The organism is Streptomyces sp. NPDC101151 (genome assembly GCF_044768335.1).
GTDB lineage: Bacteria > Actinomycetota > Actinomycetes > Streptomycetales > Streptomycetaceae > Streptomyces.
Map to the genome: position 1 here is coordinate 86315 of NZ_JBIWPP010000014.1, position 23645 is coordinate 109959.

At 69.5% G+C, this 23645-nt stretch carries 19 protein-coding genes and 1 pseudogene; 12 read left to right on the top strand and 8 right to left on the bottom strand.

The features are described 5' to 3' along the window. Window positions 1-67: 67 nt before the first annotated feature. The 4 genes from ACIRU3_RS25090 (at window position 68) to ACIRU3_RS25105 (ending at window position 5343) form a co-directional block, all read left to right on the top strand. On the top strand, window positions 68-973 hold the full coding sequence (locus tag ACIRU3_RS25090; RefSeq protein ID WP_404060163.1) for a LysR substrate-binding domain-containing protein: 906 nt from the start codon (window positions 68-70) through the stop codon (window positions 971-973). Window positions 974-1152: 179 nt separating this feature from the next. Further along, window positions 1153-2514: an MFS transporter gene (locus tag ACIRU3_RS25095; protein WP_404060165.1), complete on the top strand. Its 1362-nt coding sequence runs from the start codon at window positions 1153-1155 to the stop codon at window positions 2512-2514. Continuing rightward, window positions 2511-4157, top strand: coding sequence for an acyl-CoA dehydrogenase family protein (locus ACIRU3_RS25100; RefSeq protein WP_404060167.1), 1647 nt, complete (start codon window positions 2511-2513; stop codon window positions 4155-4157). Before ACIRU3_RS25095 ends, ACIRU3_RS25100 begins: the two co-directional genes overlap by 4 nt. Continuing rightward, complete coding sequence (locus tag ACIRU3_RS25105; protein ID WP_404060170.1) at window positions 4150-5343, top strand: CaiB/BaiF CoA transferase family protein; 1194 nt, start codon at window positions 4150-4152, stop codon at window positions 5341-5343. The genes ACIRU3_RS25100 and ACIRU3_RS25105 overlap by 8 nt, the downstream gene beginning before the upstream one ends. 82 nt (window positions 5344-5425) lie before the next feature. Here the strand turns inward: ACIRU3_RS25105 and ACIRU3_RS25110 are convergent, their stop codons facing one another. The 4 genes from ACIRU3_RS25110 to ACIRU3_RS25125 all read right to left on the bottom strand — a co-directional run bounded on the left by ACIRU3_RS25110 (window position 5426) and on the right by ACIRU3_RS25125 (window position 11011). Beyond that, window positions 5426-6865, bottom strand: a complete 1440-nt coding sequence (locus ACIRU3_RS25110; RefSeq protein WP_404060172.1) for a GMC family oxidoreductase — start codon at window positions 6863-6865, stop codon at window positions 5426-5428. A gap of 143 nt (window positions 6866-7008) precedes the next feature. Next, entirely contained in the window at window positions 7009-8454 is a 1446-nt protein-coding gene (locus ACIRU3_RS25115; RefSeq protein ID WP_404060175.1) for an aldehyde dehydrogenase family protein, read from the bottom strand. Between the two features lie 261 nt (window positions 8455-8715). Beyond that, window positions 8716-9258 carry a hypothetical protein gene (locus ACIRU3_RS25120; RefSeq protein WP_404060178.1) on the bottom strand — a complete coding sequence of 181 codons (543 nt, stop codon included), beginning with the start codon at window positions 9256-9258 and terminating at the stop codon, window positions 8716-8718. A gap of 115 nt (window positions 9259-9373) precedes the next feature. Then, the gene (locus tag ACIRU3_RS25125; RefSeq protein WP_404060181.1) at window positions 9374-11011 is read right to left on the bottom strand and encodes an IclR family transcriptional regulator C-terminal domain-containing protein; all 1638 of its coding nucleotides are present in this window, start codon (window positions 11009-11011) and stop codon (window positions 9374-9376) included. 191 nt (window positions 11012-11202) lie between these two features. Between ACIRU3_RS25125 and ACIRU3_RS25130 the strand changes: the two genes are divergently transcribed. After that, entirely contained in the window at window positions 11203-12540 is a 1338-nt protein-coding gene (locus ACIRU3_RS25130; RefSeq protein ID WP_404060183.1) for an MFS transporter, read from the top strand. Window positions 12541-12753: 213 nt separating this feature from the next. After that, complete coding sequence (locus ACIRU3_RS25135; RefSeq protein WP_404060186.1) at window positions 12754-13041, top strand: hypothetical protein; 288 nt, start codon at window positions 12754-12756, stop codon at window positions 13039-13041. A gap of 373 nt (window positions 13042-13414) precedes the next feature. Here the strand turns inward: ACIRU3_RS25135 and ACIRU3_RS25140 are convergent, their stop codons facing one another. After that, entirely contained in the window at window positions 13415-14281 is an 867-nt protein-coding gene (locus tag ACIRU3_RS25140) for a LysR family transcriptional regulator (protein WP_404060189.1), read from the bottom strand. Window positions 14282-14798: 517 nt separating this feature from the next. Here ACIRU3_RS25140 and ACIRU3_RS25145 point away from each other — a divergent pair. From ACIRU3_RS25145 to ACIRU3_RS25160, 4 genes and pseudogenes are all read left to right on the top strand, one after another. After that, window positions 14799-15377: a hypothetical protein gene (locus ACIRU3_RS25145; RefSeq protein ID WP_404060192.1), complete on the top strand. Its 579-nt coding sequence runs from the start codon at window positions 14799-14801 to the stop codon at window positions 15375-15377. Between the two features lie 264 nt (window positions 15378-15641). After that, window positions 15642-16196: a hypothetical protein gene (locus ACIRU3_RS25150; RefSeq protein ID WP_404060194.1), complete on the top strand. Its 555-nt coding sequence runs from the start codon at window positions 15642-15644 to the stop codon at window positions 16194-16196. Between the two features lie 45 nt (window positions 16197-16241). Then, window positions 16242-16421, top strand: a pseudogene (locus ACIRU3_RS25155) (2-oxoglutarate and iron-dependent oxygenase domain-containing protein); the annotation flags it as partial. A 55-nt stretch (window positions 16422-16476) separates the two neighbouring features. After that, entirely contained in the window at window positions 16477-16944 is a 468-nt protein-coding gene (locus ACIRU3_RS25160; RefSeq protein ID WP_404060433.1) for a hypothetical protein, read from the top strand. A 120-nt stretch (window positions 16945-17064) separates the two neighbouring features. Here the strand turns inward: ACIRU3_RS25160 and ACIRU3_RS25165 are convergent, their stop codons facing one another. After that, the gene (locus ACIRU3_RS25165; RefSeq protein WP_404060197.1) at window positions 17065-18231 is read right to left on the bottom strand and encodes an acyl-CoA dehydrogenase family protein; all 1167 of its coding nucleotides are present in this window, start codon (window positions 18229-18231) and stop codon (window positions 17065-17067) included. Window positions 18232-18291: 60 nt separating this feature from the next. Continuing rightward, window positions 18292-19008 carry a GntR family transcriptional regulator gene (locus tag ACIRU3_RS25170; RefSeq protein WP_404060200.1) on the bottom strand — a complete coding sequence of 239 codons (717 nt, stop codon included), beginning with the start codon at window positions 19006-19008 and terminating at the stop codon, window positions 18292-18294. A 126-nt stretch (window positions 19009-19134) separates the two neighbouring features. On the opposite strand from ACIRU3_RS25170, the gene ACIRU3_RS25175 reads away from it, so the two are divergent. Then, the gene (locus ACIRU3_RS25175; protein ID WP_404060203.1) at window positions 19135-20328 is read left to right on the top strand and encodes a CaiB/BaiF CoA transferase family protein; all 1194 of its coding nucleotides are present in this window, start codon (window positions 19135-19137) and stop codon (window positions 20326-20328) included. Between the two features lie 397 nt (window positions 20329-20725). After that, window positions 20726-21763 (top strand): glycoside hydrolase family 3 N-terminal domain-containing protein, encoded by a 1038-nt coding sequence (locus ACIRU3_RS25180; protein WP_404060424.1) that lies wholly within the window; start codon window positions 20726-20728, stop codon window positions 21761-21763. 15 nt (window positions 21764-21778) lie between these two features. On the opposite strand, the gene ACIRU3_RS25185 is transcribed toward ACIRU3_RS25180, so the two are convergent. After that, complete coding sequence (locus ACIRU3_RS25185) at window positions 21779-23467, bottom strand: IclR family transcriptional regulator C-terminal domain-containing protein (protein WP_404060206.1); 1689 nt, start codon at window positions 23465-23467, stop codon at window positions 21779-21781. Window positions 23468-23645: the final 178 nt, after the last annotated feature.

The following is a 23645-nucleotide window of genomic DNA, read 5'->3' on the forward strand; positions in this document are numbered from 1 at the left end:
GAAGCCGACAAGTGAAGTCACTGCTCCGAACGTGTTGCTCAGCCTCCGGCAATGGCATGGTCTGAGTGTGGAACTACGTCACCTCGCCGGGTTCGTCGCGGTCGCCGAGGAACTTCACTTCGGCCGTGCCGCGGAGCGGCTGCGCATGGCGCAATCACCATTGAGTCAACAGATCCGTGCCCTGGAGCGCGAACTCGGAGTCCGGCTCTTCGAGCGGTCGACGCGCTCGGTCCGGCTGACCGATGCCGGCCGGGCTCTGCTGGGGCCGGCGAAGGGACTCCTGGCGGACGCGTCGGTGGTGCGCCGGACGGTCAGGGCCGCCGAGCTGGGCGCGGTGGGCCGGGTGGCGATCGGGTTCGCCGGCGCCAGCAGCTACAGCTGTCTTCCCGTGCTCAGCCGCGCCGTGACCACTCAACTGCCCGGCATCGAACTCGTACTGCAGGGGCAGACCTACGCGGGGGAGGCGTTGGGTCAGATAGCCGGTGACACACTCGACATGGGATTCGTCTCGTTGCCCGTCCGCCGGGGCATCACCGCGCGCGTGGTCCGCGTGGAGCCGCTGCTGGTGGCACTGCCGGACAGCCATCCTCTGGCGGGCCGCACCGAAATAGCGCTGACGGAACTGGCGCGGGAGCCGTTCGTGACCTTCCCCGCCTCGCGGGGCTCGGCCGTGCGGGAGGCCACGGTGCAGGCCTGCCACGAAGCCGGATTCGCGCCTCGCATCGTGCAGGAGGCACCGGACGCCTACACCCTGCTGGCCCTGGTGGGCGCGGGGGTGGGCGTGGGCATCGTGGTCGAGTCGGCCGACACCATCCGCCTGGACCACGTGTGCTTCCGACGCCTCGCGGGCGCGGATGTTCCCGTGCTGCCCATCGCGCTGGCCTGGCGCACCGGCAATCGGTCGGCCGCGCTCCAAGCGGTCCTGTGTGTCGCCGAGCAGGTTCTGCCGACGCCGCCCACGTACATCGAATAGAGCCGCCGTACTCAACTGCGGGTTGAGTCGATTGAGACGCGGAGTGTCTCAACGTGACCCGTATTTTGGTCTTGGACGCCGGGTGAACACAGCGTGCACAGTGAGGGGCATCTCACGCAGACATGGGACTCGCCGTCAGGTCTGCGCCAGCGAACTGCTGCACGAGAGGAAGTGACGTCATGCCCCGTGACGCATCAGCAGACATCATCCCCGACTCGACAGACCGCGGCCGCCAGGCCCGCCGTGCCGGTGTCAGCGCATTCATCGGCACCACCATCGAATGGTTCGACTTCTACATCTACGGCGCCGCCGCCGCGCTCGTCCTGGGCAAGGTCTTCTTCACCGGTACCTCCACGGCGATCGGCACCCTGGCCGCGTTCGCCACCTTCTGGGTCGGCTTCCTCGCCCGCCCTGTGGGTGGACTGGTCTTCGGCCACATCGGCGACCGCTACGGCCGCAAGCAGGCGCTCGTCATCACTCTCATGATGATGGGCGGAGCCACGGTCTGCGTGGGGCTGCTTCCCGGGTACGACCAGTGGGGCGCGGCCGCTCCGGTCCTGCTGGTGGTGCTGCGTATGGTGCAGGGCGTGGCGGTGGGCGGGGAGTGGGGCGGTGCCGTCCTGATCGCCACCGAATACGCCCCGCCCCGGCGCAAGCTGCTGTACGGCGCGTTCGCCCAGCAGGGCTCGCCGGTGGGCAACCTGCTGGCCACCCTGGCCTTCTTGGGGATCGCTCGGCTGCCCGACGCGGCGTTCGAGTCATGGGGCTGGCGCGTCCCCTTTCTCGCGTCCTCCGTGCTGGTGATCGTCGGCCTGTTCATCCGGCTGCGGCTGGAGGAGACACCGGAGATGAGGGTCGCGCTCGAGCGCAGGCAGACGACGAGGCTGCCGGTCAGACAGGTCCTCACGAGATTCCCGCTCCTGACGGTGCTGGGGACCCTGGCGGGCGCGGCCGGCGTGGCCATCACCTACATCAAGACGACCTTCGCCCTGTCCTGGGCCACCTCGAGCCTGCACTTCAGCCGGACGTCGTTCCTCAGCGTCATCTCACTCGCCCTCGTGGTGCAGGTGATCGCGCAGCCCTTCGGTGCCGTCCTGGCCAGCAGGTGGCCCCTGCGCAAGGCAGTGCTGTGGATGCTGCTCCCGGAGTTCCTGCTGCTGCCGCTGATGTTCGTCCTGATCCGGACCGGCAACTTCTGGCTGGCCGTACTCGGTATGGGCCTCGCGACGCTCCCGCACTCCCTCTACTACGCGGCACTGGCCGGAATCCTGGCCCGTGTGTACCCGGTGGAGGTCCGCTACACCGGCATGTCGCTCGCCTACCAGATGTGTTCGACCCTGTTCGCCGGTACCGCCCCACTCGTGGCCCAGGCGCTGGTCTCCGCCGGCGGATCCATCCGGCCCGTCGTGGCCCTCGGGCTGGGCTACACCGTGATCTCCCTGGCCGGAGTGCTGCCCCTGATCAGGCGCACCGAGCCTGCCGATGTCGCGCTCCTGTCCCCGCGCACCACCGCGCCCGCCATCTCGGGAGAGACCTCGTGAACTTCGCCCACCAGGATCCGGCCCTCGGACCGCTGCTGGACCGACTTCTCGACCCGGACGACCGGGCGCGCGCGGAGCCGCTGCTGGCCCGGCTGGGCGCCCTCGCCGCGGACGAGATCGACCGGCTCGCCGCACAGGCCGATGCCCACCCACCACGGCTGCGGCCGTACACACCCGACGGCGAACGGATCGACGCCATCGACTACCACCCCGCGCACGACCGTCTGGCGAAGATCGCCTACGAGGACTTCGGCCTGGCCGCCATGTCCCACCGGCCCGGCGTCCACGGCTGGGCCACGCCCGTTCCGCACGTGGTCAAATACGCCCTGTCGTACCTCTTCGTCCAGGCGGAGTTCGGCCTGGCATGCCCGCTGTCCATGACCGATTCAGCCGCCCGGATCCTGCGTCTCTTCGACCCCGAACGCCATGCGGCGGCACTGGCGGCGCTCACCTCCACGGACCCGCGCACCCGTGCCACCGGTGCCATGTTCATCACCGAACGGCAGGGCGGCACGGATGTCGGTCTCACCGGGACCCGGGCCACCGAGCACGACACCCACTGGACCCTCCGGGGCCGTAAGTGGTTCGCCTCCAACCCGGACGCCGACGTGGTCCTCGCCCTGGCCCGGGTGCCCGGCCAGGGCGAGGGCACCCGGGGGCTGGGCATGTTCCTGGTGCCCCGGCTGCTGCCCGACGGTTCGCGCAACGCCCTACGCATCGACCGGCTCAAGGACAAGCTCGGATCCCGGTCGATCCCCAGCGGCGAGGTCACCTTCGAGGACGCCTACGCACAGCCCGTGGGCCGGCTCGGCGAAGGATTCAGGCAGATGGCCGAGATGCTCAACGTCTCGCGCCTGTCCAACGCCATGCGGGCCGCGGCCCTGATGCGGCGGGCCGTGCGCGAGGCCGTCGAGCACACCCGCTCCCGCCACGTCCTCGGCCTGCCCCTCTTCGACCAGCCCCTGATGCGCATGACCCTGCTGCCCCTACTGCTGGACACCGAGGCAGCACTGGGATTCGTCCTGGAAGCGGCGAGCAGGCTGGACGCCGCCGACCGCGGGGACGGCTCCTGCCGTGAGCTGGTGCGCGTCCTCACCCCGCTGGCCAAGTTCACGCTGTGCAAGCGGGCACGTTTCATCACCGGAGAGACCATGGAGATCCGCGGTGGCAACGGCTACATCGAGGACTGGGTCGATCCCCGGCTGCTGCGCGACGCCCACCTGGGCTCCATCTGGGAGGGCTCGTCGAACGTCATCGCACTGGACGTTCTACGGTGCATGCGCCGCGAATCGTCGCACCACGCACTTGCCGACGCCTACGGTTCGCGGCTGTCCGCGCGGTGGCAGGCGCTGCGTGCCAAGGGTGACTGGATCCTCGATCTGCCCGAGGCCGAACAGCAGATGCTGGCCGGCGGCTATGCGAACCAACTCAGCCACGCCGTCATGGCCACCCTGCTCCTGCAACAGGCGGAGTACGAGGCGGATCTGACCGGCAACGGCCGCAAGATGCTGGTGGCCCACACCTACCGCGGCCTGCTGGAGGATCCCGGCACCCTCCCCCTGCCCGCCCTGGAACACCTGGCCGACCTCGCCGACGGCGGGTACATCCCCCTGTCGGTGGCCAAGGAGGCGGCGGATGTCTGAGCCACTGGCCGGAATACGCGTCGTCGACCTGTCCAAGATCCTCGCCGGTCCCTACGCGACCATGACGCTGGCCGATCTCGGCGCGGACGTCATCAAGGTGGAGCACCCCGACGGAGGAGACCCGACGCGCAGCTGGGGCCCGCCCTTCAACGGCCCGGACGCCACCTACTATCTGGCGGCCAACCGCAGCAAGCGATCCGTCACCCTGGACCTGAAGACCCCGGCGGGCCAGGAGGCGGCACACCGACTGCTGGACACGGCCGACGTCATGGTCGAGAACTTCCGCCCCGGCAGCTCGCTGGCCCGCGCCTTCGCCTACGACCGGCTGCGCGAGCGCCATCCACGGCTGGTCGTGCTGCACATCTCCGCCTTCGGAGAGCACGGCCCGCTGCGCGACGAACCGGGATACGACATGGTGGCCCAGGCCGCCGCCGGCCTGATGTCGCTGACCGGCGAGCCCGACGGGGCTCCGGTGCGGGCCGGCTCGGCCATCGGCGACCTCGCAGCCTCCCTGTTCGGCACGATCGGGGTCGTCGCGGCGCTGCTGGAACGGGCCTCGACGGGCCGGGGCCGGTACGTGACCACCTCGCTGTACGAATCCCTGCTGGCCCTCCACATCAACTGGGCCACCGGCTATTTCGCCACCGGCGAGCGGCCCCGGCGGCTGGGCTCGGGCCATCCCAGCCTGACGCCTTACCAGGCCTGCCGGGCCGCCGACGGCTACTTCGTCATCGCCGTCGGCAACGACGCACAGTTCCGCCATCTGGCCAAGGCACTCGAACGCCCCGAGTGGGCCGACGATCCGCGGTACTGCACCAACCGCGCGCGCGTGGAGCACCGCGGGCCGCTCGAGACCGAGCTGCACTCCGTACTGGCCGGGGGCACCGTGGAGCACTGGTGCACGCTGCTGAAGGGAGTGGGGGTCCCGGTCACCCCGATCCGGAGCCTCGACGAGGTGCTGACCAGCGAACAGACGGACGCCCTCGGCATCGTACGCACCGTGGACCACCCCCAGACAGGGCCGCTGCAGCAGATCGCCTGCCCGGTCAGTTTCGACGGCGTCCGGCCGCCGGTACGGTCCGCGCCTCCCACCCTGGGCCAGCACAGCCGTCATGTCCTGACCGAACTGGGCTACGACCAGGCGGACATCCGCCGACTGCTGGGAGAGCCGCCCGCTGGGGCCTGACCCGGCCCGCCCCACCGGGCGGCAGGTATGCGGACGTGCCCCGGGACGGGGAGTTGTCCCGGGGCACTTCCCCGCGCGGCGGCTACTCGGCCGCGAAGCCGGCCGCGCGGTAGCCGATCATCATCGCGGCCAGGTTCGTGTGGGCCCGCGGAATGGTCGGCATGACAGAGGCATCGGCCACCATCAGCCGGTCCACCCCCTTGACCCGGAGACGCTCGTCGACGACACCGGCGTCGTCGTGCCCCATCCGGCAGGTGCCCACCGGGTGGTGGTACGACAGCGCCTGGGCCCGGCATGCCTCCTGCAGGTCCTCGCTCCGCCACCAGGGCGCGTCGGGCAGTTCGAGCCGCCCCTGAGCGGCCAGGTCGTCGACGATGTCCGCTGCGGTGGTGACGATGTCGGCCGCCCGTGCCCGATCCAGGGGCGCCGACAGGTGATTGAGGTGGACTCGCGCTCGTCCCCGGCCCAGCGTGAGATGACCTCGGCTCTCGGGGGTGACCAGCGATGCGGTCACGGCGGCCGTGTGCGGGCCTGCGGTGGGGTCGAAGAAGGGGGCGTGGTAGGCGAATATCTGCGCCTGCGGATGACGGTTGCCGGGCAGCTCGTAGGTGAGCAGTGTGCCCTGGCCGCCCGGCATGGGGAGTCGGGACGTGTCGGTGACGTCCACGTTCATCTGGAACAGGACATGGTCGGACAGGTTCGTGCCCAGCTGCGGTGCGTGCGCGACGACCGGCAGGTCGGCGTTGCGCAGGTCGTCGACCGGGCCGATGCCCGAGTGGAACAGGATTTCCGGCGTGCCGAACGTCCCGGCCGACAGGATCACACGGTCGGCCTCGATGATGTGCTGCTGCCCGTGCGCGTCCCCCAGGACCACACCTTGGGCAGCGCCGCCGCTGACCAGCACCCGCAGCACTTCACTGTCCGGCCGCAGCACGACGTTGGCACGGGAACGGATGAGGGGGAGCACGCTCACGAGGGTGCTCATCCGCACTCCGCCGACGCGGTTGGTGGGAAAGGGGCCGAAACCGAGGGCTCCGGGGGCGTTGTGGTCGGCGACGGGGTGATGACCGTGGCGCCTGTAGGCGTCCTGGAACATGACATCGAACGGGCTCTGCTCGCACCGGGTGATCGCTATCGGTCCCTCGGCCCCGTGGCACTCCTCCAGCCCGAACTGCTGGTCGTCTTCGAGGGCACGGAACGCCGGCAGACAGGCGTCGTACGACCACAGCTCCGACCCCCAGGAGTCGTAGCACCACGGGTGACCGCGGACCGCTGCCGCCGCATTGACCGCGGAACTTCCGCCGAGGACCTTGCCGCGCGGCAGGAAGTTGCCGGTGTCCTCGTCGGTGTACTGCCAGTAGTAGTGCGGCGGCAGGAGGATCTCCGTGCGCAGTTCGGTGGGCACGTCGGGGCCGGGGTCGATACCCGCGTCCACCAGGACGACCTCATGGCCTGGGTCTGCGCTGAGTTGCCAGGCACAGACGAGGCCGGCGGACCCGGCTCCCACGATCACAGTTCGCACGGGAGAATCCCTTCGTTGGCAACGTTGTCCGGGACGGTCGGTCCGGAAGACATCGGCAGCCGCGACAAGCGGCGCTCGTGTGGAAACGGCTGGGCCGGCCGGTCACCGGTGGGGTGGCGGCGGGCGGCAGTGGGTGGCAGCGGTCAGAGCGGGAATTCGGGGCGCCCCGCAACCCCGGCGGTGATCCAGCGGGCCTCGGTGAAGTACTCGACACCCGCGTGACTCGCGTGGCGGCCGTACCCCGAGTCAGCGACGTGGCCGAGCGGTGCCCGGACCTCGTCGGCGACGGCACGGTTGTTCACGTGGACGGCGCTTGCCGGGAGCCTTCGGGCGATGTCGAGACCGGCCGCCCAGTCCCCGGTGATCACTCCTGCCGTCAACCCGAAGGGCGGGGTGCCGGCCAGGGCGACCGCCTCCTCGACGCTGTCCACCCTGTGCACCACCATGACCGGGCCGGCGATCTCCTCCCACCAGACGTCCATGTCCGGTGTGACATCGGTGAGAACCACGGGTGCGAGAGAGCTGCCGTCCGCCTCGATCGCACCGGTGCCCGTCACCGCGGTCGCGCCCTTCGCCAGGGCATCCGCGACGAGCCTCGACACCCGCCGCGCCGCACGGGAGTCGGCCATGGCGCCGGAGACGCCGGCGGGCCATGTCGGGCCCTCGCCGGCCGCGGCCGTGACCCTCTCGGCGACACGGGCGAGGAAGTCATCGGCCAGTGAGCGGTCGACGAACACGCGCTCGGTGCTGAAGCAGCCCTGTCCCGCGTCCAGGAACGAGCCGACCACCGCGGCGAGTGCCGCGTAGTGGATGTCCGCGTCGCCGAGGACGAGAAGGGAGTTCTTTCCGCCGAGCTCCAGAACGGCCGGCTTCAGATGGCGTGCGGCGGCCACGGCGACCTCGCGGCCCACGGCGGTCGAGCCCGTGAAGGTCACCGCACGTACCCGCGGGTCGGCGATGAGACTGTGCACGACGCCTGCCGCGTCGGCAGGTGCATGGGTGACGATGCCGAGGACGCCGTCCGGCAGACCCGCTTCGGTGAGCACTTCGTGGATGAGCAGGCCACCGGACAACGGGGCGTCCTCACTGGGTTTGAGGACCACGGTGTTGCCCAGAGCCAGAGGCAGCGCCACGGCGCGAGCCCCGAGGAGGAGCGGCGCATGACGGGGGGTGATGGCGGCGACCACCCCCAGGGGCATCCGCACGTGCAGGGAGCAGGCTCCGTGCGTGGGGGCGGGAAGGACCTGCCCGGTCGGCAGGGCGGTCGCGGCCGCCGCGTCGATCAGGATCTGTGCCGCCAGCTTGGCGTTGAAGGCCGACCACGGGCCCGCCGAACCGGCTTCCGCGGCCATCGTCTGGACGATCTGACCCGTGCGCACCATCAACAGATGGGCGGCCTGCAGAAATACCGAGCCCCGTTCCGCGGGGGACAGGGCCGCCCATGACCCGAAAGCCTCATGGGCGGCAGTCACTGCACGTGTCGCCGCTCCGTGGGCCGCTGGAGGGCCGTCGCCCGTGTGATGTTCGAATCGGCCGTGATCGGCCGTGGCTTGCTGCCCGCCGGTCATCCGGCTACGCAAGCTGGACATGCATGTCTCCCCGCAGTGAGCTCGCAGCCACTTGCGGTGCCGCGGTCAATGCGGTCACTCACCTGCAAGCTGGCCCAGCCGCAGCATTCCTTTCTTCGCACCGCGGCGCATGCGCCCCGGTGCCGACTACGACCGTATTCAGCTAAGCCGATCGGTCACCGGGCGAGCCATGATGCGGATGATCGTCAACTATCAGGAAATGCAACGTGTTTGCGGTGCCACCTCAGGTATGGTCCGATCTTGACGGGGCGGGCCTTCCGGTCAGGCGCTCGCAGGCTGCCGCTTACTTGCGGCGGAGGCGGAATCCGCCGAGTAGAAAACGGACTTGCCCTGCTTGCTGCGACGGACATGTCCCTTGGCGACCATGGCCTCCAGAGTGCTGCGCACCACCGTGATCTTGATGCCCCGGTCCGGATGGGCCCCGGTCAGCGCGTCGGTGACTTCGAGGGCCGAGCGCGGTTCACCCTCCCCACTCAGGTGAGTGACCACGAGATCGCGCAGAGTCGGTCCGTTGCCGCCCTTGGCCGCGTCCGTGGAGTGGGGAGCGGGCGTCGCCTGCTGGGGAACAGAGGCCTTGGGGGCACTCGCGGACGCCCTCTCGTCCGCATCTTCCGTGCCCCCCAGCGCCTGCTGCATGTTGACGAGCAGAGCGTGGTCGTTGCGGAGTGTCTCCAGTTTCTCCTGGAGCGCGGCCACCTCGCTGCTGAGTCGTTCCTGTTCCTCGGCATTGCGCTTCAGGTCTTCAGCCAGCCGGGCGGCGTACAACGGCCTGAGGCTGGTCGCTTCGTCCCGATTCTCGGCCACAGTGACTCTCCCTGAAGACGTGTGCCATTACTTTACTGAATAGTACTCACAACAGATCTGGATGGCTTGCACGTGTACCCAATCCCTAGTGGCAGGTATGTTCGGGTGGTTGGCGTCAGGGGATGTGCAGGGTGCTGAAGCGGGTCACATTGTGCAGGTCGCCCTCGATGGCATGTGCCGCTTCACGCAGTGCGGGCAGGAGGTGTTCACTTGCCTCCCGCAGGGAGGTGCCGTCGGAGTGCTGGGCGACATTCAGCGCGGCGATGACGTTGCCGTCGCCGTCCCTGATCGGCACGGCCACTGAACGCAGCCCCTCTTCCAACTCCTCGTCGATGGCGGCGTAACCCTGCTCCGCGACTGCCGCGAGGAGGGTGCGCAGACGCGTGGGCGAGGTGACGGTGTGCTGGGTGTAGGCCGTCAGCTCGGAAGCGGCAAGGACACTGTCTCGCCGGTGAGCGTCGAGACCGGACAGCAGAACGCGGCCCATGGCGGTCGCGTAGGCCGGGAACCTGGTGCCCATGGCGATGTGGACGGCCATGATCCGCACTGTAGGCACCCGTGCCGCGTAGAGGATGTCGGTGCCGTCGAGAACGGTGACGGAGGCGGATTCCTGTACGCGGTCCACCAGAGTGCGCAGATGCGGTGTGACCAGGTCGGTGAACGACATCGCGGCGACCCGCGCCTGACCGAGTTCGAGGACCCGTGGCAGTGGGCGGAAGTGCCCGTCGGTGTGCTCCGCGTACCCCTGCTGCTCCAAGGTGACCAGGCAACGTCTGGCAGTTGTGCGGGGAAGTCCGGTCAACTGTGCGACGGTGGCGACAGGAAGGCCGTCGCCGTGTGCGGATTCGAGAGCCTCCATCACCGCCAGTCCCCTGGCGAGGGATTGCAGGAATCCGGACCCCAACTCGCTCTTGGCCTCGCCGACGGCATCGTCCGACTCGGGTTCGACGTCCCGATGGAGCGCCGGCGGCCGTGCCGCACCCTGGCCGAGCAGCCGGGCCAGAGCCGTGGCTTCCCGGCGCAGCCGGGGCAGGGCGAGCTGGGCCAGGTCCTTGGCGGAGTGCCTGCTGGCATGGCTCACCATGCTGAGCGCGTACGGGCTGCGGCCTGGGGCGTCGACGGGGACCGCGACGGCCACCAGCCCCGGCTCGACCAGCTGGTCGTCCAGAGCCCACCCGTGGCGGCGGGCCTCGTTCGCCCGGCCGGCGAACTCCGCCTCCCCCATGGGCTGCGGCCGCAGCCGGGCAAAGGCCACGCCACGGGGGTCGGCTGCCGTCCGGTGCCGCCAGGCCGCCCACTGCGATTCGTCCCAGTCGGCGGCGAACACCGCTCCTGCCGCACAACGCTCCGCCGGGAGCAGGTCACCGACCTGAAAGGCCACGGACACCGCACGACGTCGGGGTGACTGGGCCACGAAGCGCACCCCGTCACGATCGCCCACCGCCAGGGAAACCGATTCCTGCAGTTCGTCAGCCAACGCGGCCACCCGCTGTGTGATCTCCCGCGTCAGACCGCTGGCCGCCAGATAGGCGTTCCCCAGTGTCATCAGGCGCGGCGTGAGATGCAGCTCCGCTCCGTGCTGTCGCACATGTCCGAGATGGATCAAGGTCGCGACGACGCGGTCGACGGTGGAACGCGCCAGGCCTGTCGCGTGCACCAGGTCGCTCGCCCGCATCTGCTGGGCCCCGGGTGAGGCCAGACAGCGCAACACGGCAAGGCCTCGCTCCAGAGGACGTACGGAATCTTCGGGCATGACATCCACCTCACGCGGCACTCAACGGGTTCATCCGAACCCGTTGACAAGGACTGGGCACGGTCGGACACTCACAGCCAGTCAATTATGAATCAGAGTTCACTCCGCGGACAAGCCTGGTGTCCTCAGCAGGACTCCTTCCAGCGCCGTCCGATCCCCATCGCATCCGCACTCCAGTGAAGTGAGAGGCCATGACCGCTTCTGGTGCTGCCCGGCCAGCCCGCTCATTCAAAACGGTCGCCGTCGTCATCGCCCTGTGCTGGCTGGCTGTCTTCTTCGACGGCATGGACGTCAACATCTACGGCGCCGTGATGCCCCACCTTCTCGACGATCCCGGCCTGGGCTTCTCCCCGGCGCTGGCCGGGACCGCAGGCAGCTGGACGACGTTCGGCATGCTCATCGGTGCCCTTGCGGCCGGAACCATGACCGACGTGTGGGGACGCAAGCCGCTGGTCACCTGCAGCATCGTCCTCTTCTCGCTCGGCAGTGCGGTGTGCGCCCTGGCGCCGGGTGTGGCTGTCTTCGGGGCCGGCCGGTTCGTCTCGGGACTCGGACTGGGCGGCCTGATGCCCATAGGCCTGGCGATCGTCGCCGAGTTCGCGCCGCCGCGCAGGGCCGCGCTGGCCACCGGTCTGATGATGACCTCCTACCACGCCGGCGGTATGGCGGCCACGGGTATCGGCCTCGCCGTCGCGCCCGGGCACGGCTGGCGCTGGGTCTTCTGGGCGGGCGTCCTTCCGGCGCTCGTGGCCGTCCCCCTGGTGGCCAGATGGCTGCCCGAATCGCCCGGCGTGCTCCTCGCCAGGGGCCGTACGCAGGACGCGCACGCCGTCGCCGCGAAGTACGGGCTGGCGAGCCCCGAGGACGTCGCCCTGCCCCAGGCGGGCGCCAGGGGCCGCCTGTCCGCGGTGGCCGACCTCTTCCAGGGCGGCACTCGCTGGGCGACGCCGCTGCTGTGGATCGCTTCCTTCTCCGGACTGCTGCTCGTGTACGGAGTGTCCACCTGGCTGCCGGAGTTGATGCGGGCCTCGGGGTATTCGCTGTCCTCGTCCGTGACGTTCCTCATGCTCATCAACGCGGGCGGGATCATCGGGATGCTGGTGGCCGGGCGCACCGCCGATCGCTTCGGCCCGGTGAAGGTCTCCGCGATCTGGTTCCTGCTCACCGCATGCGGCACCTTCCTGCTCAGGGTGCACCTGCCGCTGCCGGCCGCCTATGCGATCGTCTTCTTCACGGGCATCTGGCTCTTCAGCGCGCAGGTGATGGTCTACGCGGCCACGGCCAGGACGTATGCCCCCAACGAGCGTGCGACGGGCCTGGGTTGGGTCACGGGCGTGGGTCGTACCGGTGCGGTGGTGGGGCCGACGCTCGGCGGTGCTGTCGTCGCGGGCGGGAACGCCGGTCTGGGGTTCACGACCTTCGGGGTGGCCGCAGTGCTGGGCGCCGTGGCCATCTGTCTGGTGCCTTTGGCGCAAGGGGTGCGTGGCTCCGGTTCCACCGCTCCGGTGTTGGCCGCTGCCGACTCCTAGGGTGCTTCTTTCTTCTTGCTTCCTGCAGGCGTCGCGGTCGACGGCTGGTGGTCTGACGCCCCGGCGGCCGCGACGCAGCCGATGCCTCCCCTTCGACAGATTCATGAAACCGGCGTGTCGCTGTCCACTATGGGGTATTTTCATACTTATCTTCGTGACTGTAAGAGGTCGATCTGTGGCAGACAGCATCCACACGCACTTCATGGAGATGACATGCACAAGCTTCGCAACGCCGCCGTCCTGGTCGCGGCCCTCGGCAGCGTCGGGCTCATGACCGCCGGCACCGCCAATGCCGCGGGCTTCCGGGGCGGCGACAAGGGGGGCGACTGGGGCGTTCAGCAGAGCTCCAACTGCAAGTCGCACGACCTGAACCTCGACATCCTCGGTGAGGTCGGCCTTATCAATGGCGCACTGGGAAGCGCGCTCAACGGCGAGGGCGACCCGGGTGCGCAGAACACCCACATCGGCTCGTCCATGGGCTGCAACAACAAGGCCTGGTAACAGGTCGGTTCAGCACACTTGACTACGGTACGTGGCTGATCACGTAGGTGGTGACCTCACGCGCACGCGGGTATGGACCAGGACGCAGCCCGTATTCGCGCGTGAGGGTGCCACGCCTGGGCGCAGTCCAGGGGCGCCCCCCATGGCGTGCCGCCCCTGACTTCGTACGGCTCGCGTCCCCGGTGACGGCCGGAGCAGACGACGAAGCCCCCCGCGACGGTTGCGCGGGGGGCTTGTCCGTGTGTGCCCTCGGGCAGGCAACTCGCGTACCTCCGGCACGTCGCCCAGGGCGCAGCGGCACCCGCAGCGGCCGTGGCTCCGCTGCCGTCGGCGCGCGCCGGCCTGCAGTGACCATCTCGCGCGCACGCGTTGCTCAGGCCGCCCGGCAGAGCAACTCGAAGGCTGCGCTGATCTGCGGCAGATGCTCCCGTCCCCGGCGCGCGGCCAGGTATATCGAGTTGCTCACGGGGGTGACCGGAGTGTGCAGCACACTCAGCCTGCCGGCGTCCAAGGCCTCCTGCGCGAGATAACGGGGGACGACACTGAGCCCGGCGCCCGCGGCGACGGCGGCCACCATGGTGCGCAGATCGGCGACCGTCAGGCCGGGCGACGGCGGCTGGATGCCCCAGCATGTGCGGAAGTAGCGCCGGGCCATCGGCATGGCCGGGGAGTACCCGATGAAACGCCGAGTGTCGTTCTCCGGCGTGTACGGCGCCTCTCCGGCCCGGCCCACCAGAACGAACTCCTCCTCACACAGATGCCTGAGATGAAGCTGTCTTGTGGGAGCCTGCTCGATCTTGGTCACCACGACGAGGTCCAACTCGTCCTTCAGGAGTACCTGGGCGAGCTCGGGAGACAGGCCGATACGGCAGTGCACGTCGACGCCCCGAGCCAGCAGAGGAGCGAGCTTGGGCAGGACGTGGACCGAGAGCAGATCGCTCGGTGCCCCCAGCAGCACCGGGGCCGTGTCGCTGACGGGGGCCAGCGCGTCGACCGCGTCCTCCAGGGCATCCAGGTGAGTTGCGATCTGAGCGGCGAGGAGATCTCCTGCCTGCGTCGGTGCGACCCCGCGTCCGAGTCGGTCGAACAGTGTCCGCCCCATGACGCCTTCCAGCGTCTTCAGGTGACGTGAGACGGCGGGCTGGGACAGCCCGAGCAGACCTGCGGCTTTGGCAACGCCTCCACATCGGTAGACGCACAGGAAGGTGCGGAGCATGCCGAGATCTGCTCCATGTTTCATGGCCGGAACCCTTCAGCGAGAACCAACGTTCTCCTAAGGTAGCGCATCACTGCCCTGTCCATGGCCGGGCCCAGGGGTGAGCGGTCGTTGACTTACTCGGAAGCGCCACGTCAGGACCGAGGCGCGGGCGTTGGGCGCAGGGGAACACCGGAGCGCCTCGGGTGGCCGGTGTCCATCCGGCGCCACGCTACATACGACCAGGTGAGCGCCTCGCCCGCGCTCACCTCGACCTTGCCGGGCGGAGGGAATCCTCGCCCACTCCGCAGTCGGCGTGCCGTGCTGGTGGCACTCAACTTTCCACATCGTTCGGTCAGTTGCCAAGTGGGGATCGCAGGGAATCGACGGGCCGCCCCTCGCCCCGAGGCTTGACATGCCAACGAGGTGACTACAGACTGCCGTCCGCAGGCCGAAGAGAAGTTCACTACGTGGACAGCAGTCATCGGTGACGTGCGCTGAGCGCTCACGCAGTGGATCTCCGGCCGTGCGTATCAGGTACACCTCGTCCAACGGAGTCGCCATGTCCTATACAGCGGAGCAACCTTCCTGGTGGCGGCGCTGGGCCACGCACCACAGAGTCGCGGCCGCCCTGCTCGCCGGTCTGGTGGCAACCCATCTCGCCACGGTCTTCGGCTTCTGGCTCGGAGGGGTGGGGATGATGAGACTCGACTGGAACACCTCGCAAGGGTGGGTCTTCATCCCCTTCGGCACCCCCCTGCAGAAGTTTCTTGTGGGAGGTCTGTCCCACTACGTCGACGGCCTCGTGTTCGCCGTGATCTTCGCCTGCGCGCTGCATCCCGCCCTGCGATGGCGAAGCACGGTGGGCGGCAACCTTGCCAAGGGCCTGCTGTTCGGCACTCTCCTCGCCTGCATCAGCATCAGTTTCATGACGCCGTTCGTCTTCGCCCCCGCCCGTGGCCTGCACCCGGGGTTCCTCAGCCTGGGATTCGGCTGGAAGTACATCACCGGGGTGTTCCTGTGGCACTGGGTTTACGGAGCACACCTGGGACTCATCTACAGCCCGGCCGGCCGCCGGCACGACGAGGCTGCGGGCGAAACGGAGATCGCCGCGAGCGGGCGAGGCGTACTCACTGGTTGAGTCTCCTTCCGGAGGCGCACGTCCAGACGTTGGGTGACTTCAACCCACCCAACGTCTGTGAACATGGGTGCCGTTGACTCACTCTGGGGTACGGTGCGCGAAGTATCGAGAGGCAGCTGAGTGACCGACGTATTTCCGCCGCAGCCGTGGCATGTGGCAGGCGACATGTTCGTCGCTGTCTGGAGGTTGCGGGAGAGAGCACTGCCGGCGTGGCCCGTGCCCGCCGGGGTGCGGCCGCTGCAAGCGGGGGAGTGGTGCCGTGTGATGACGTGCTGGGTCGACTTCCGAAGAGCCGGTCGCTCGGTCGGACGTGAACTGCTCGTCCTGCTGCGGGTATGTGACGACAGCACCTCGGGCCTGTGCCTGGTCGAAGCGTGGGGAGACAACGCGCAGTCGCTGACCGGTGGCCGGGCCGTGTGGGGCGTTCCGGAGCGGCGCGGAGATCTGCTGCTCGTCGGCAGCACGCTGACGGCCCACGACGGCGGTGGCAGCGTGCGACGCCCCGGCGTCCGTGCGCGGCTGTGGCCCGGAACTCCCGACGAGGACAATGCCGACGAGGGCGTGTTCGCGATTCACCGCGAACGACTGCGTCTGCCCGGCCGCCGTCGCCTGCGCACTCGGTTGCTCCAACAGCACTCTCCGGACAGCCCGGAGAGAACATCCGGCATTCCCGTGCGGTTGGAAGGCCAGGTGCGGTGGGGTCAGGCCCGGCTCAGGGCCGCCCCGGCCGGCCCGCTGGACTATCTGGCCCGCCGGCGGCCGCTCGCGGCGTTCTCGCTGCGCGACTTCCACGGCACCATCGGCGCACTCCCCTCGTGAGTCCGCCCCGGAGAGGCGTCTTCCCGCACATCGCACGGAGCCCGAGTGAACAGCGCCATCCCCGTCATCGATCTCGGCGTCCGGCGATCCGTTGTGCAGGCACGACGTGAGGCGGTCGCTGCGCCGCTGGACCAGGTGCTGCGGACGTCGGGCCTCTTCCTCCTCACCGGCCATGGTGTACCGGGCGAACTGGAAGAGACCCTTCGTGGCCAGGGACGGGCCCTCTGCGGTCCGCCCGACGCGGTCTGGGACAGGAGTGCCTGCCGGACAGCCTCCGGAAGTGCCGGTACCCCCGGACAAGGACATCGACCCGTGGCCCGGTCACACGTCCGCCCTCAAGGCCGCTGCCGACGCGTACACCGCGCACATGGCAAGGGTGGCCCTCGACATGGACGTCGTTCTCGGCCACGCCCTCGGCCGTGCCGCCGGTTCCCTCCCCGGCCGCTCACACCGTACCCACTGGACGCAGCACCTCACCTGGCACCCGCCGGCCGGCGCGGCCGTCGACTCGCCGCCCTGGCCACGGCGACGGCCCGGTCAAGGCGTTGACACCGGAGCATTCACGATCCGCAGCCCCGTGCCGGAGATGCAGGCATGGAACGCGGTCGACGGATGGTTCAGCCGGCCGAGCCCCGCCGGCTGTCTCGTCGTCACCTCGGGATCGCTGATGCAGCGGCGGACGGGTGGGCGCCGGCGGGCCACCAGGCACCGGATCCTGGCGCCGGTGTCAGCCCCTGAGCAGCGCTGAGGGGGTGGCCCTCGCCTTCTGCTGGGAGACGGACCCGGCAGCGAGGCGCGCTTGGGGACCGCCGTTGTCCGACAGCCGGTAGCAGTTCGCCCCGCCCGGTCGGGGCTGCCGCCAGTGGTGTCACTGGTAGGCGGACATGCCGGTGAGCGCTCGGCCCACAGCGAGCTGGTGCACCTCGCTGGTGCCCTCGTAGGTGAGGACCGACTCCAGATTGTTGGCGTGGCGCAGGACCGGGTACTCCAGCGTGATGCCCGAGCCACCCAGGATCGTGCGGCAGGTGCGCGCGATGGTGATGGCCTCCCGGACGTTGTTGAGCTTCCCCACACTGATCTGTTCCGGCACGATCGAACCGGCGTCCTTGAGGCGACCGAGGTGCAGGGCGAGCAGCAGTCCCTTGTACAGCTCCACGGACATGTCGGCGAGCTTGGCCTGGGTCAGCTGGAATCCCGCGATCGGCCGGTCGAACTGGACGCGCGTGGCCGCGTACTCGAGGGTCGTCTCGAGACAGTCACGGGCCGCACCCATGGCACCGAAGACGATGCCGAAGCGGGCCTCGTCGAGGCACCCCAGCGGACCGGACAGACCACGGGCGTGGGGCAGCATCGCCGAGGCCGGCAGGCGTACGTCGTCGAACGAGAGCGCAGACGTCGTAGAGGCGCGCAGAGACAGCTTCTGATGGACATCGGTGCTGGTGAAGCCCTTGGTTCCGCGTGGCACCAGAAAACCGCGTATTCCGTCCTCGGTACGTGCCCAGACGGTGGCCACGTCCGCGAGGCTTCCGTTGGTGATCCACATCTTGGAGCCGTTCAGCACCCAGTCGTCGCCGTGCCGTTCGGCGCGCGTGCGCATGCCGGCGGGGTTGGATCCGAAGTCCGGTTCGGTGAGGCCGAAGCAGCCGATCGCCTGACCGGAGGCGAGTCGGGGAAGCCACTGCTGCTTCTGTTCCTCGGAGCCGTAGGCGTGGATGGAGTACATCGCCAGTGATCCCTGCACGGAGACGAAGCTGCGCAGCCCGCTGTCGCCGGCCTCCAGTTCCAGGCAGGCCAGGCCGTAGGCGACGGCGGTGGTGCCGGCGCAGCCGTAACCCTGCAGATGCATGCCGAGCAGCCCCAGCGCGCCCATCTCGACGGCGAGTTCGCGCGGGGAGACACCCTCCTCGAACCAGGCGGAGACGTGCGGCCGGACGCGCTCCGTGACGAACTCGCGCACGGTGCGCTGGATGAGACGCTCCTCCTCGCTGAGGAGGCTGTCGAAGTCGATGAGGGCGGTGACATCGGTCTGGTGCATGGCGAGCGAGGCTCCTCACATGAGGGTGACAATCGGGGGGTAGACGGTGCAGCGAGGTGTTCAGGCGTCGGGGGCGCCGGCGTCCGTGCCCGGGAGAGCGGTCCGGAGGGCCTGCAGGGCGTGGTCGCGATGGTGGTCCAGCAACCGCACGGCGGTTTCCGTGTCCTGCGCGGACACGGCCGCGAGGATGTCCCGGTGCTCGTCGTTGACGCGGCAGCGGTGCTCATGGGTGGCGAAGTACAGCGAACGGTAGCGGTCGGTGGCTTCCCACAGCATGCGGATGATGTCGGCCATGCGAGGCATGCCCGCGGCGTCGAAGAGGGCGAAGTGGAACCGGCGGTTGGCACCGGTCAGATCGAGGATGTCCGTGTCGTCGTGGGCACGTTCCATGTCCGCGACGGCGTCCCGCATGCGACTGATGTCCTCCTCGTCCAGGACGGGGACGGCACGCCTGATCGCCTCGGTCTCCAGCAGCTCGCGGATGCGGTAGTTCTCCGCCAGCTCGTCGAAGCTGAGCGCGGCCACGAAATAGCCGCGGTGCGGTGCGTAGACGAGGTGGCCTTCCGCCTCAAGGGTCTTGAGAGCCTCCCGGACAGGGGGAACGCTCACCCCGAACGCCTGCGCCAGATGCTCCTGGCGCAGCTGATCCCCGGGGCGGAACTCCCCGGCCGCGATGCGGTCGCGCAGCCAGGCGAGGGTGGCCTGCTGCACGGTGACGGCCGCGTGCTTGCGGCCGGCGGGGCCCTGGGGTGCGGCAGGAACGCGGCGCTGGGTCACAGCAAGCCCTTCATCCGTCCGGGCACCCTTGAGCCGCCCGGCGACATACTTTAGATTTTATAAAATCGTAGGGGCAGTCGGTTCCACCGACAAGCCCTTCGCTCCGACCGATCAGCTGGAGGACAAGTGAGCACACCGCCGACGCCCGTCGAGACAGCCACCGGTCCCCTGGCCGGAGTCCTGGTCGCCGACTTCTCCAGGGTGCTGGCCGGACCCTTGTGCTCCATGTTCCTGGCCGATCTGGGGGCGACCGTGATCAAGGTGGAGCGCCCTGGGAGTGGCGACGACACCCGGCAGTGGGGGCCGCCCCACATAGGCTCCATGAGCACGTACTTCAGCAGCGTCAACCGCAACAAGCGCAGCATCGCACTGGATCTGGCCGACGCCGGCGACAGAGATCTCGCACGTCGACTTGCGGTGCGCGCCGATGTCCTGCTGCAGAACTTCCAACCCGGCCGCCTGGCCCGCTACGGACTCGACTACGACTCCTTGTGCAAGGCTCACCCGGGCCTGGTCTACTGCTCCATCTCGGGCTTCGGTGCCGGGGCCGGAGCGGACCTGCCCGGCTACGACTTCGTGGTGCAGGCCGTCGGCGGGCTGATGAGCATCACCGGCGAGAGCGACGGAGCCGCGACGAAGGCGGGCGTGGCCCTCGTCGACGTCCTGACGGGACTGCACGCGGCCATCGGGGTGCTCGCCGCACTCCGCAGCCGCGACCAGGACGGGAAGGGGCAGGAGGTCGAAGTCAACCTTCTGTCCAGCCTGTTGTCGTCCCTGGTCAATCAGGGGGCAGGATTCATCAACGGCGGCGGAGTGCCCGCACGTATGGGAAACCGTCACCCCAGCATCGCCCCCTACGAGACATTGGCCACACGGGACGCCCCGTTGGCTGTCGCGGTGGGCAACGACCGGCAGTTCGGGCTCCTGACAGCGGAGTTGGGGCTCCCGGAACTGGCTGCCGACGAACGCTTCGTCACCAACTCCGCCCGGGTCATGCACCGTCAGGAACTCGTCCCACTCCTGGAACAGGCGCTGGCAGGGGACTCCGCCGAGGGCTGGACCAGGCGCTTCAGCGCCGCCGGCATAGCGTGTGGTCCGGTCAACGACCTGCCGGCGGCATTCCGGTTGGCGACCGAACTGGGTCTGGAACCGGTGGTCACCCTCCCTCGTCCGGGCACCGATGCGGTGGCCACCCTCGCCAGTCCGCTCCGGCTGAGCAGGACACCGGTGTCCTACCGCATGCCGCCTCCGGACCTCGGCGCCGACTCGGAACACATCCGTGCATGGCTCGCCGCGGACGAGCCGACCGTCACCGATTGACCACTCTCGCGGGCGTGTTGGGTGAACCTCACGACCTCGCTCACGTCGACGTGGCTCACGTCACTCGGCTGCTCACGAACTATTTCCGACCTTCGGGCCACTCACCTGGAGATGGCGACGCCCCGGCCGAGTTCCGGGGCACAACGACCGGAGGGGTGGCACCATGCCGCGAGAAACGGCTCCCACGCGCAGGCACGGACGGGCGACGGGCTCCGTACACGTGCGTTCCGTGGCTCTGGCAGCTGCGAGCGTCGTGATCCTCTCCGGCTGTGGCGCAAGCGCGCCGGCCGCCCGCGGCCCCGGAGCGACCGGGGCGGCGGGGGCAGGGAGCACCGCGCGTTCCTCCGAAGTTTCGGAGGGCCAAGCGTCGACCTGCGTGGACCGGATCAGGTCGCGGATGTCACCGGCGCAGAAGGTGGGCCAGCTGTTCGTGGGAGGGGTGTCTGTCCGGGCGGGGACCGGAGAGGCCGAGGCGGACAGCCTGGCCGTACTGCGCCGCCACCACGTCGGCTCGGTGATCCTGATGGGACCGAGTGCCTCGGGCGCTTCGGCGATCGGAGCCGTGACGCACCGTGTCGGACTGCTCGGGCAAGCCGTCGGTGACAGCCGCGTCGCCCCTCTGGTCTCGGCCGACCAGGAAGGCGGGCAGGTGCAGCCACTGCGCGGGCCCGGCTTCACCGACATCCCGAGCGCTCTCGCGCAGGGCGGCCGGAGTGAGCAGCGGTTGCGTCAGCAGGCGGCCCTGTGGGCGGCCGAACTGCACGGGGCCGGCATCACCCTGGACCTGGCCCCGGTGGCGGATGTCGTCTCCACGGACATGGGCCGGGCCAACGGTCCCATCGGACGCTACGACCGTCAGTTCGGGTCCACCGCCGAGGCAGTTGGCGGCCACAACGCCGCATTCGTCAAGGGATTCCGTCAGGCGGGGGTGCTGACCACCCTCAAGCACTTCCCGGGCCTGGGCAGTGTCCGTGCCAACACCGACACCACGTTGCAGGTCACCGACACCGTGCTGAGCCGTGAGTCTCCCGACCTCGCCGTCTTTCGAGCGGGCATCGCGGCGGGCGCCCGGTTCGTCATGATCTCCCTGGCCACGTACACCCGTATCGATCCTGAGCGCCAGGCGGTCTTCTCACCCGTCGTCATGGACGACCTGCTGCGCAAGGACCTCGGATTCGACGGGGTCGTCATGTCCGACGACCTCGGGAACGCGGCCGCGGTGCAACGCATACCCCCGGGGCGGCGCGCACTGGCGTTCCTGCGCGCCGGTGGTGACCTCGTGCTGACCGTGAACGCCGACCGGATCCCTGCCATGACGACCGCGGTGCTGAACGCCATGAGCGGGCAACCGGCCCTGCGGGCACACGTCGAGGCGAGCGTGCGGCGGATCCTCTCCGCCAAGCAGGAAGCCGGACTCGTCCGCTGCGGCACCTGAACCGAGCGGCCGGGATCAGTCGTTGCGCACCGGCCGGAACGCGAAGACCGCGGCCATGTCGGCTTCCACTGCCCGGGCGGTGGTGAGCAGCTGTGGCAGCAGACGCGCGCGTGACTCCTCGGGAGTCTCCGGCCCCGCGTGCAGGGCGAGATTGACGGCGGCGACGGCCGAGCCTCGCGCGTCGCGCAGGGGGACCGCCAGCGAACGAAGGCCCAGCTCCAGCTCCTGTTCGACGAGGGCGTAACCGTCCTGCCGTGCTTGGGAGAGGGCCTGGGTGAGATCCACCGGTGAGGTACGGGTGAAGGAGGTGAGCGGCCGTGGAGGCAGTGCGGCGAGCAGACGGTCCTGCTGCGGGTGTGTCAGGTCGGCCAGCAGCACGCGCCCCATGGAGGTGGCGTAGGCGGGCAGCCGGGCACCCGGGTGGATGCTCACGCTGGTGACCTGCTGGGTGGCGGAGCGGGCCAGATAGCGCACCTCTGCCCCGTCGAGGACGGCGACGGAGGCGGACTCCCCGACGCGGGCGGCGAGTTCGGCCAGATGCGGATGTGCGATGTCGGTCAGGCTGAGACCCGACAGCCGCGCGTAGCCGAGGCCGAGGGTGCGCGGGGCGGGAAGGTGGTACCGTCCGCGCTGTTCGGCGTAGCCCAGGTGAAGCAGGGTGAGCAGGTTGCGGCGCGTGCTCTGGTAGGACAGCCCACTGGCCTGTGCCGCTTCGTTGAGGGTGAGGCCGCCGCGCGCGCCTCCGAGCGCGCTGAGCACGGCGAGTCCACGCGCCAGGGCCTGCAGGAAGGAAGGCCCCAGTTCCGTCTTGGCATCGGCATAGGGGGACGGTGAGAGGTCTCTGTCCGCAGGCCCGTCGGCACTGAGGGCGTCGCCCATGTCCCGAGCTGCTCCGGTGAGAGGTGTCAGGGCGTGTGCACGTAGCGCCTCCGCACTGAACCGGCTGGTGTGAGCGAGGACACTCACCGCATACCGGGGCCCGCCACCCGCGCCGGGCACAGGAACCGGAAGGGACAGGGCGACCAGGCCCGGAGCGGCGATCTGATCGTCCAGGGCCCAGCCCTGCTCGGCCGCGTCGGAGATCCAGGCGGCGAACCCGGCCTCGGCCGCCTCCTGCCCGAGACGCAGGAAGCGTGGCGGGAGAGCCGGATAGCCGGCGTCGAGAGGGTCGGTGGCGTGGTGCGCCCGCCAGGCCGCGTGCTGATCGTGGTTCCAGGCGCCGGCGAGTACGGCACCGGCTGCGCAGCGGTCCGCGGGCAGCAGGTCGCCGACCCGGAACCCCAGGGGGATCACCCGTTCCGGCGGGATCGCGCGGGCGACGATGCGCATGTCGCAGCCGTCCGTCGCGATCAGGGACACGGATTCGTCCAGCGTGCGTGCGAGGGCGTCCAGACGGGACTGGACCTCGTCGGGCAGACCCGCGGCACGCAGGTAGGCGTTGCCGAACTCCATCAGCCGGGGGGCGGCCATGAGATCGCGGCCCGCCACCCGCAGGCAGCCCAGGTGGGCCAAGGTCGCGGCCAGTCGGTCCACAGCGGAGCGCGCCAGGCCCGTCGACCTGGCGAGGTCCGCCAGGCGCACCGTCCCATCGGCGTCCGCGACGGCCTTCATCACGGCCAGGCCCCGCGCGAGCGGGCCCTCAGCCTCCGCGCCTGGCCCTGCCTCCGTGGCGCCACCGGTCGTAGCCCTTGCGCGTCCTGCCATCGCCGGCCCTGCTCCTGTGCTCTTCGTCGAGATCGTTGACAGGAGAACGCTACCGAGCGTTGACAGCGCAGCACAGACACCGCAGACTCTGGTTTCGCGCCGAACGAACGAAAGTTCACTAAGCGAAAAAAGTGAGGTTGCCTGGCCGTGCGGGACATCACCGGCCCGGCCCCGACCC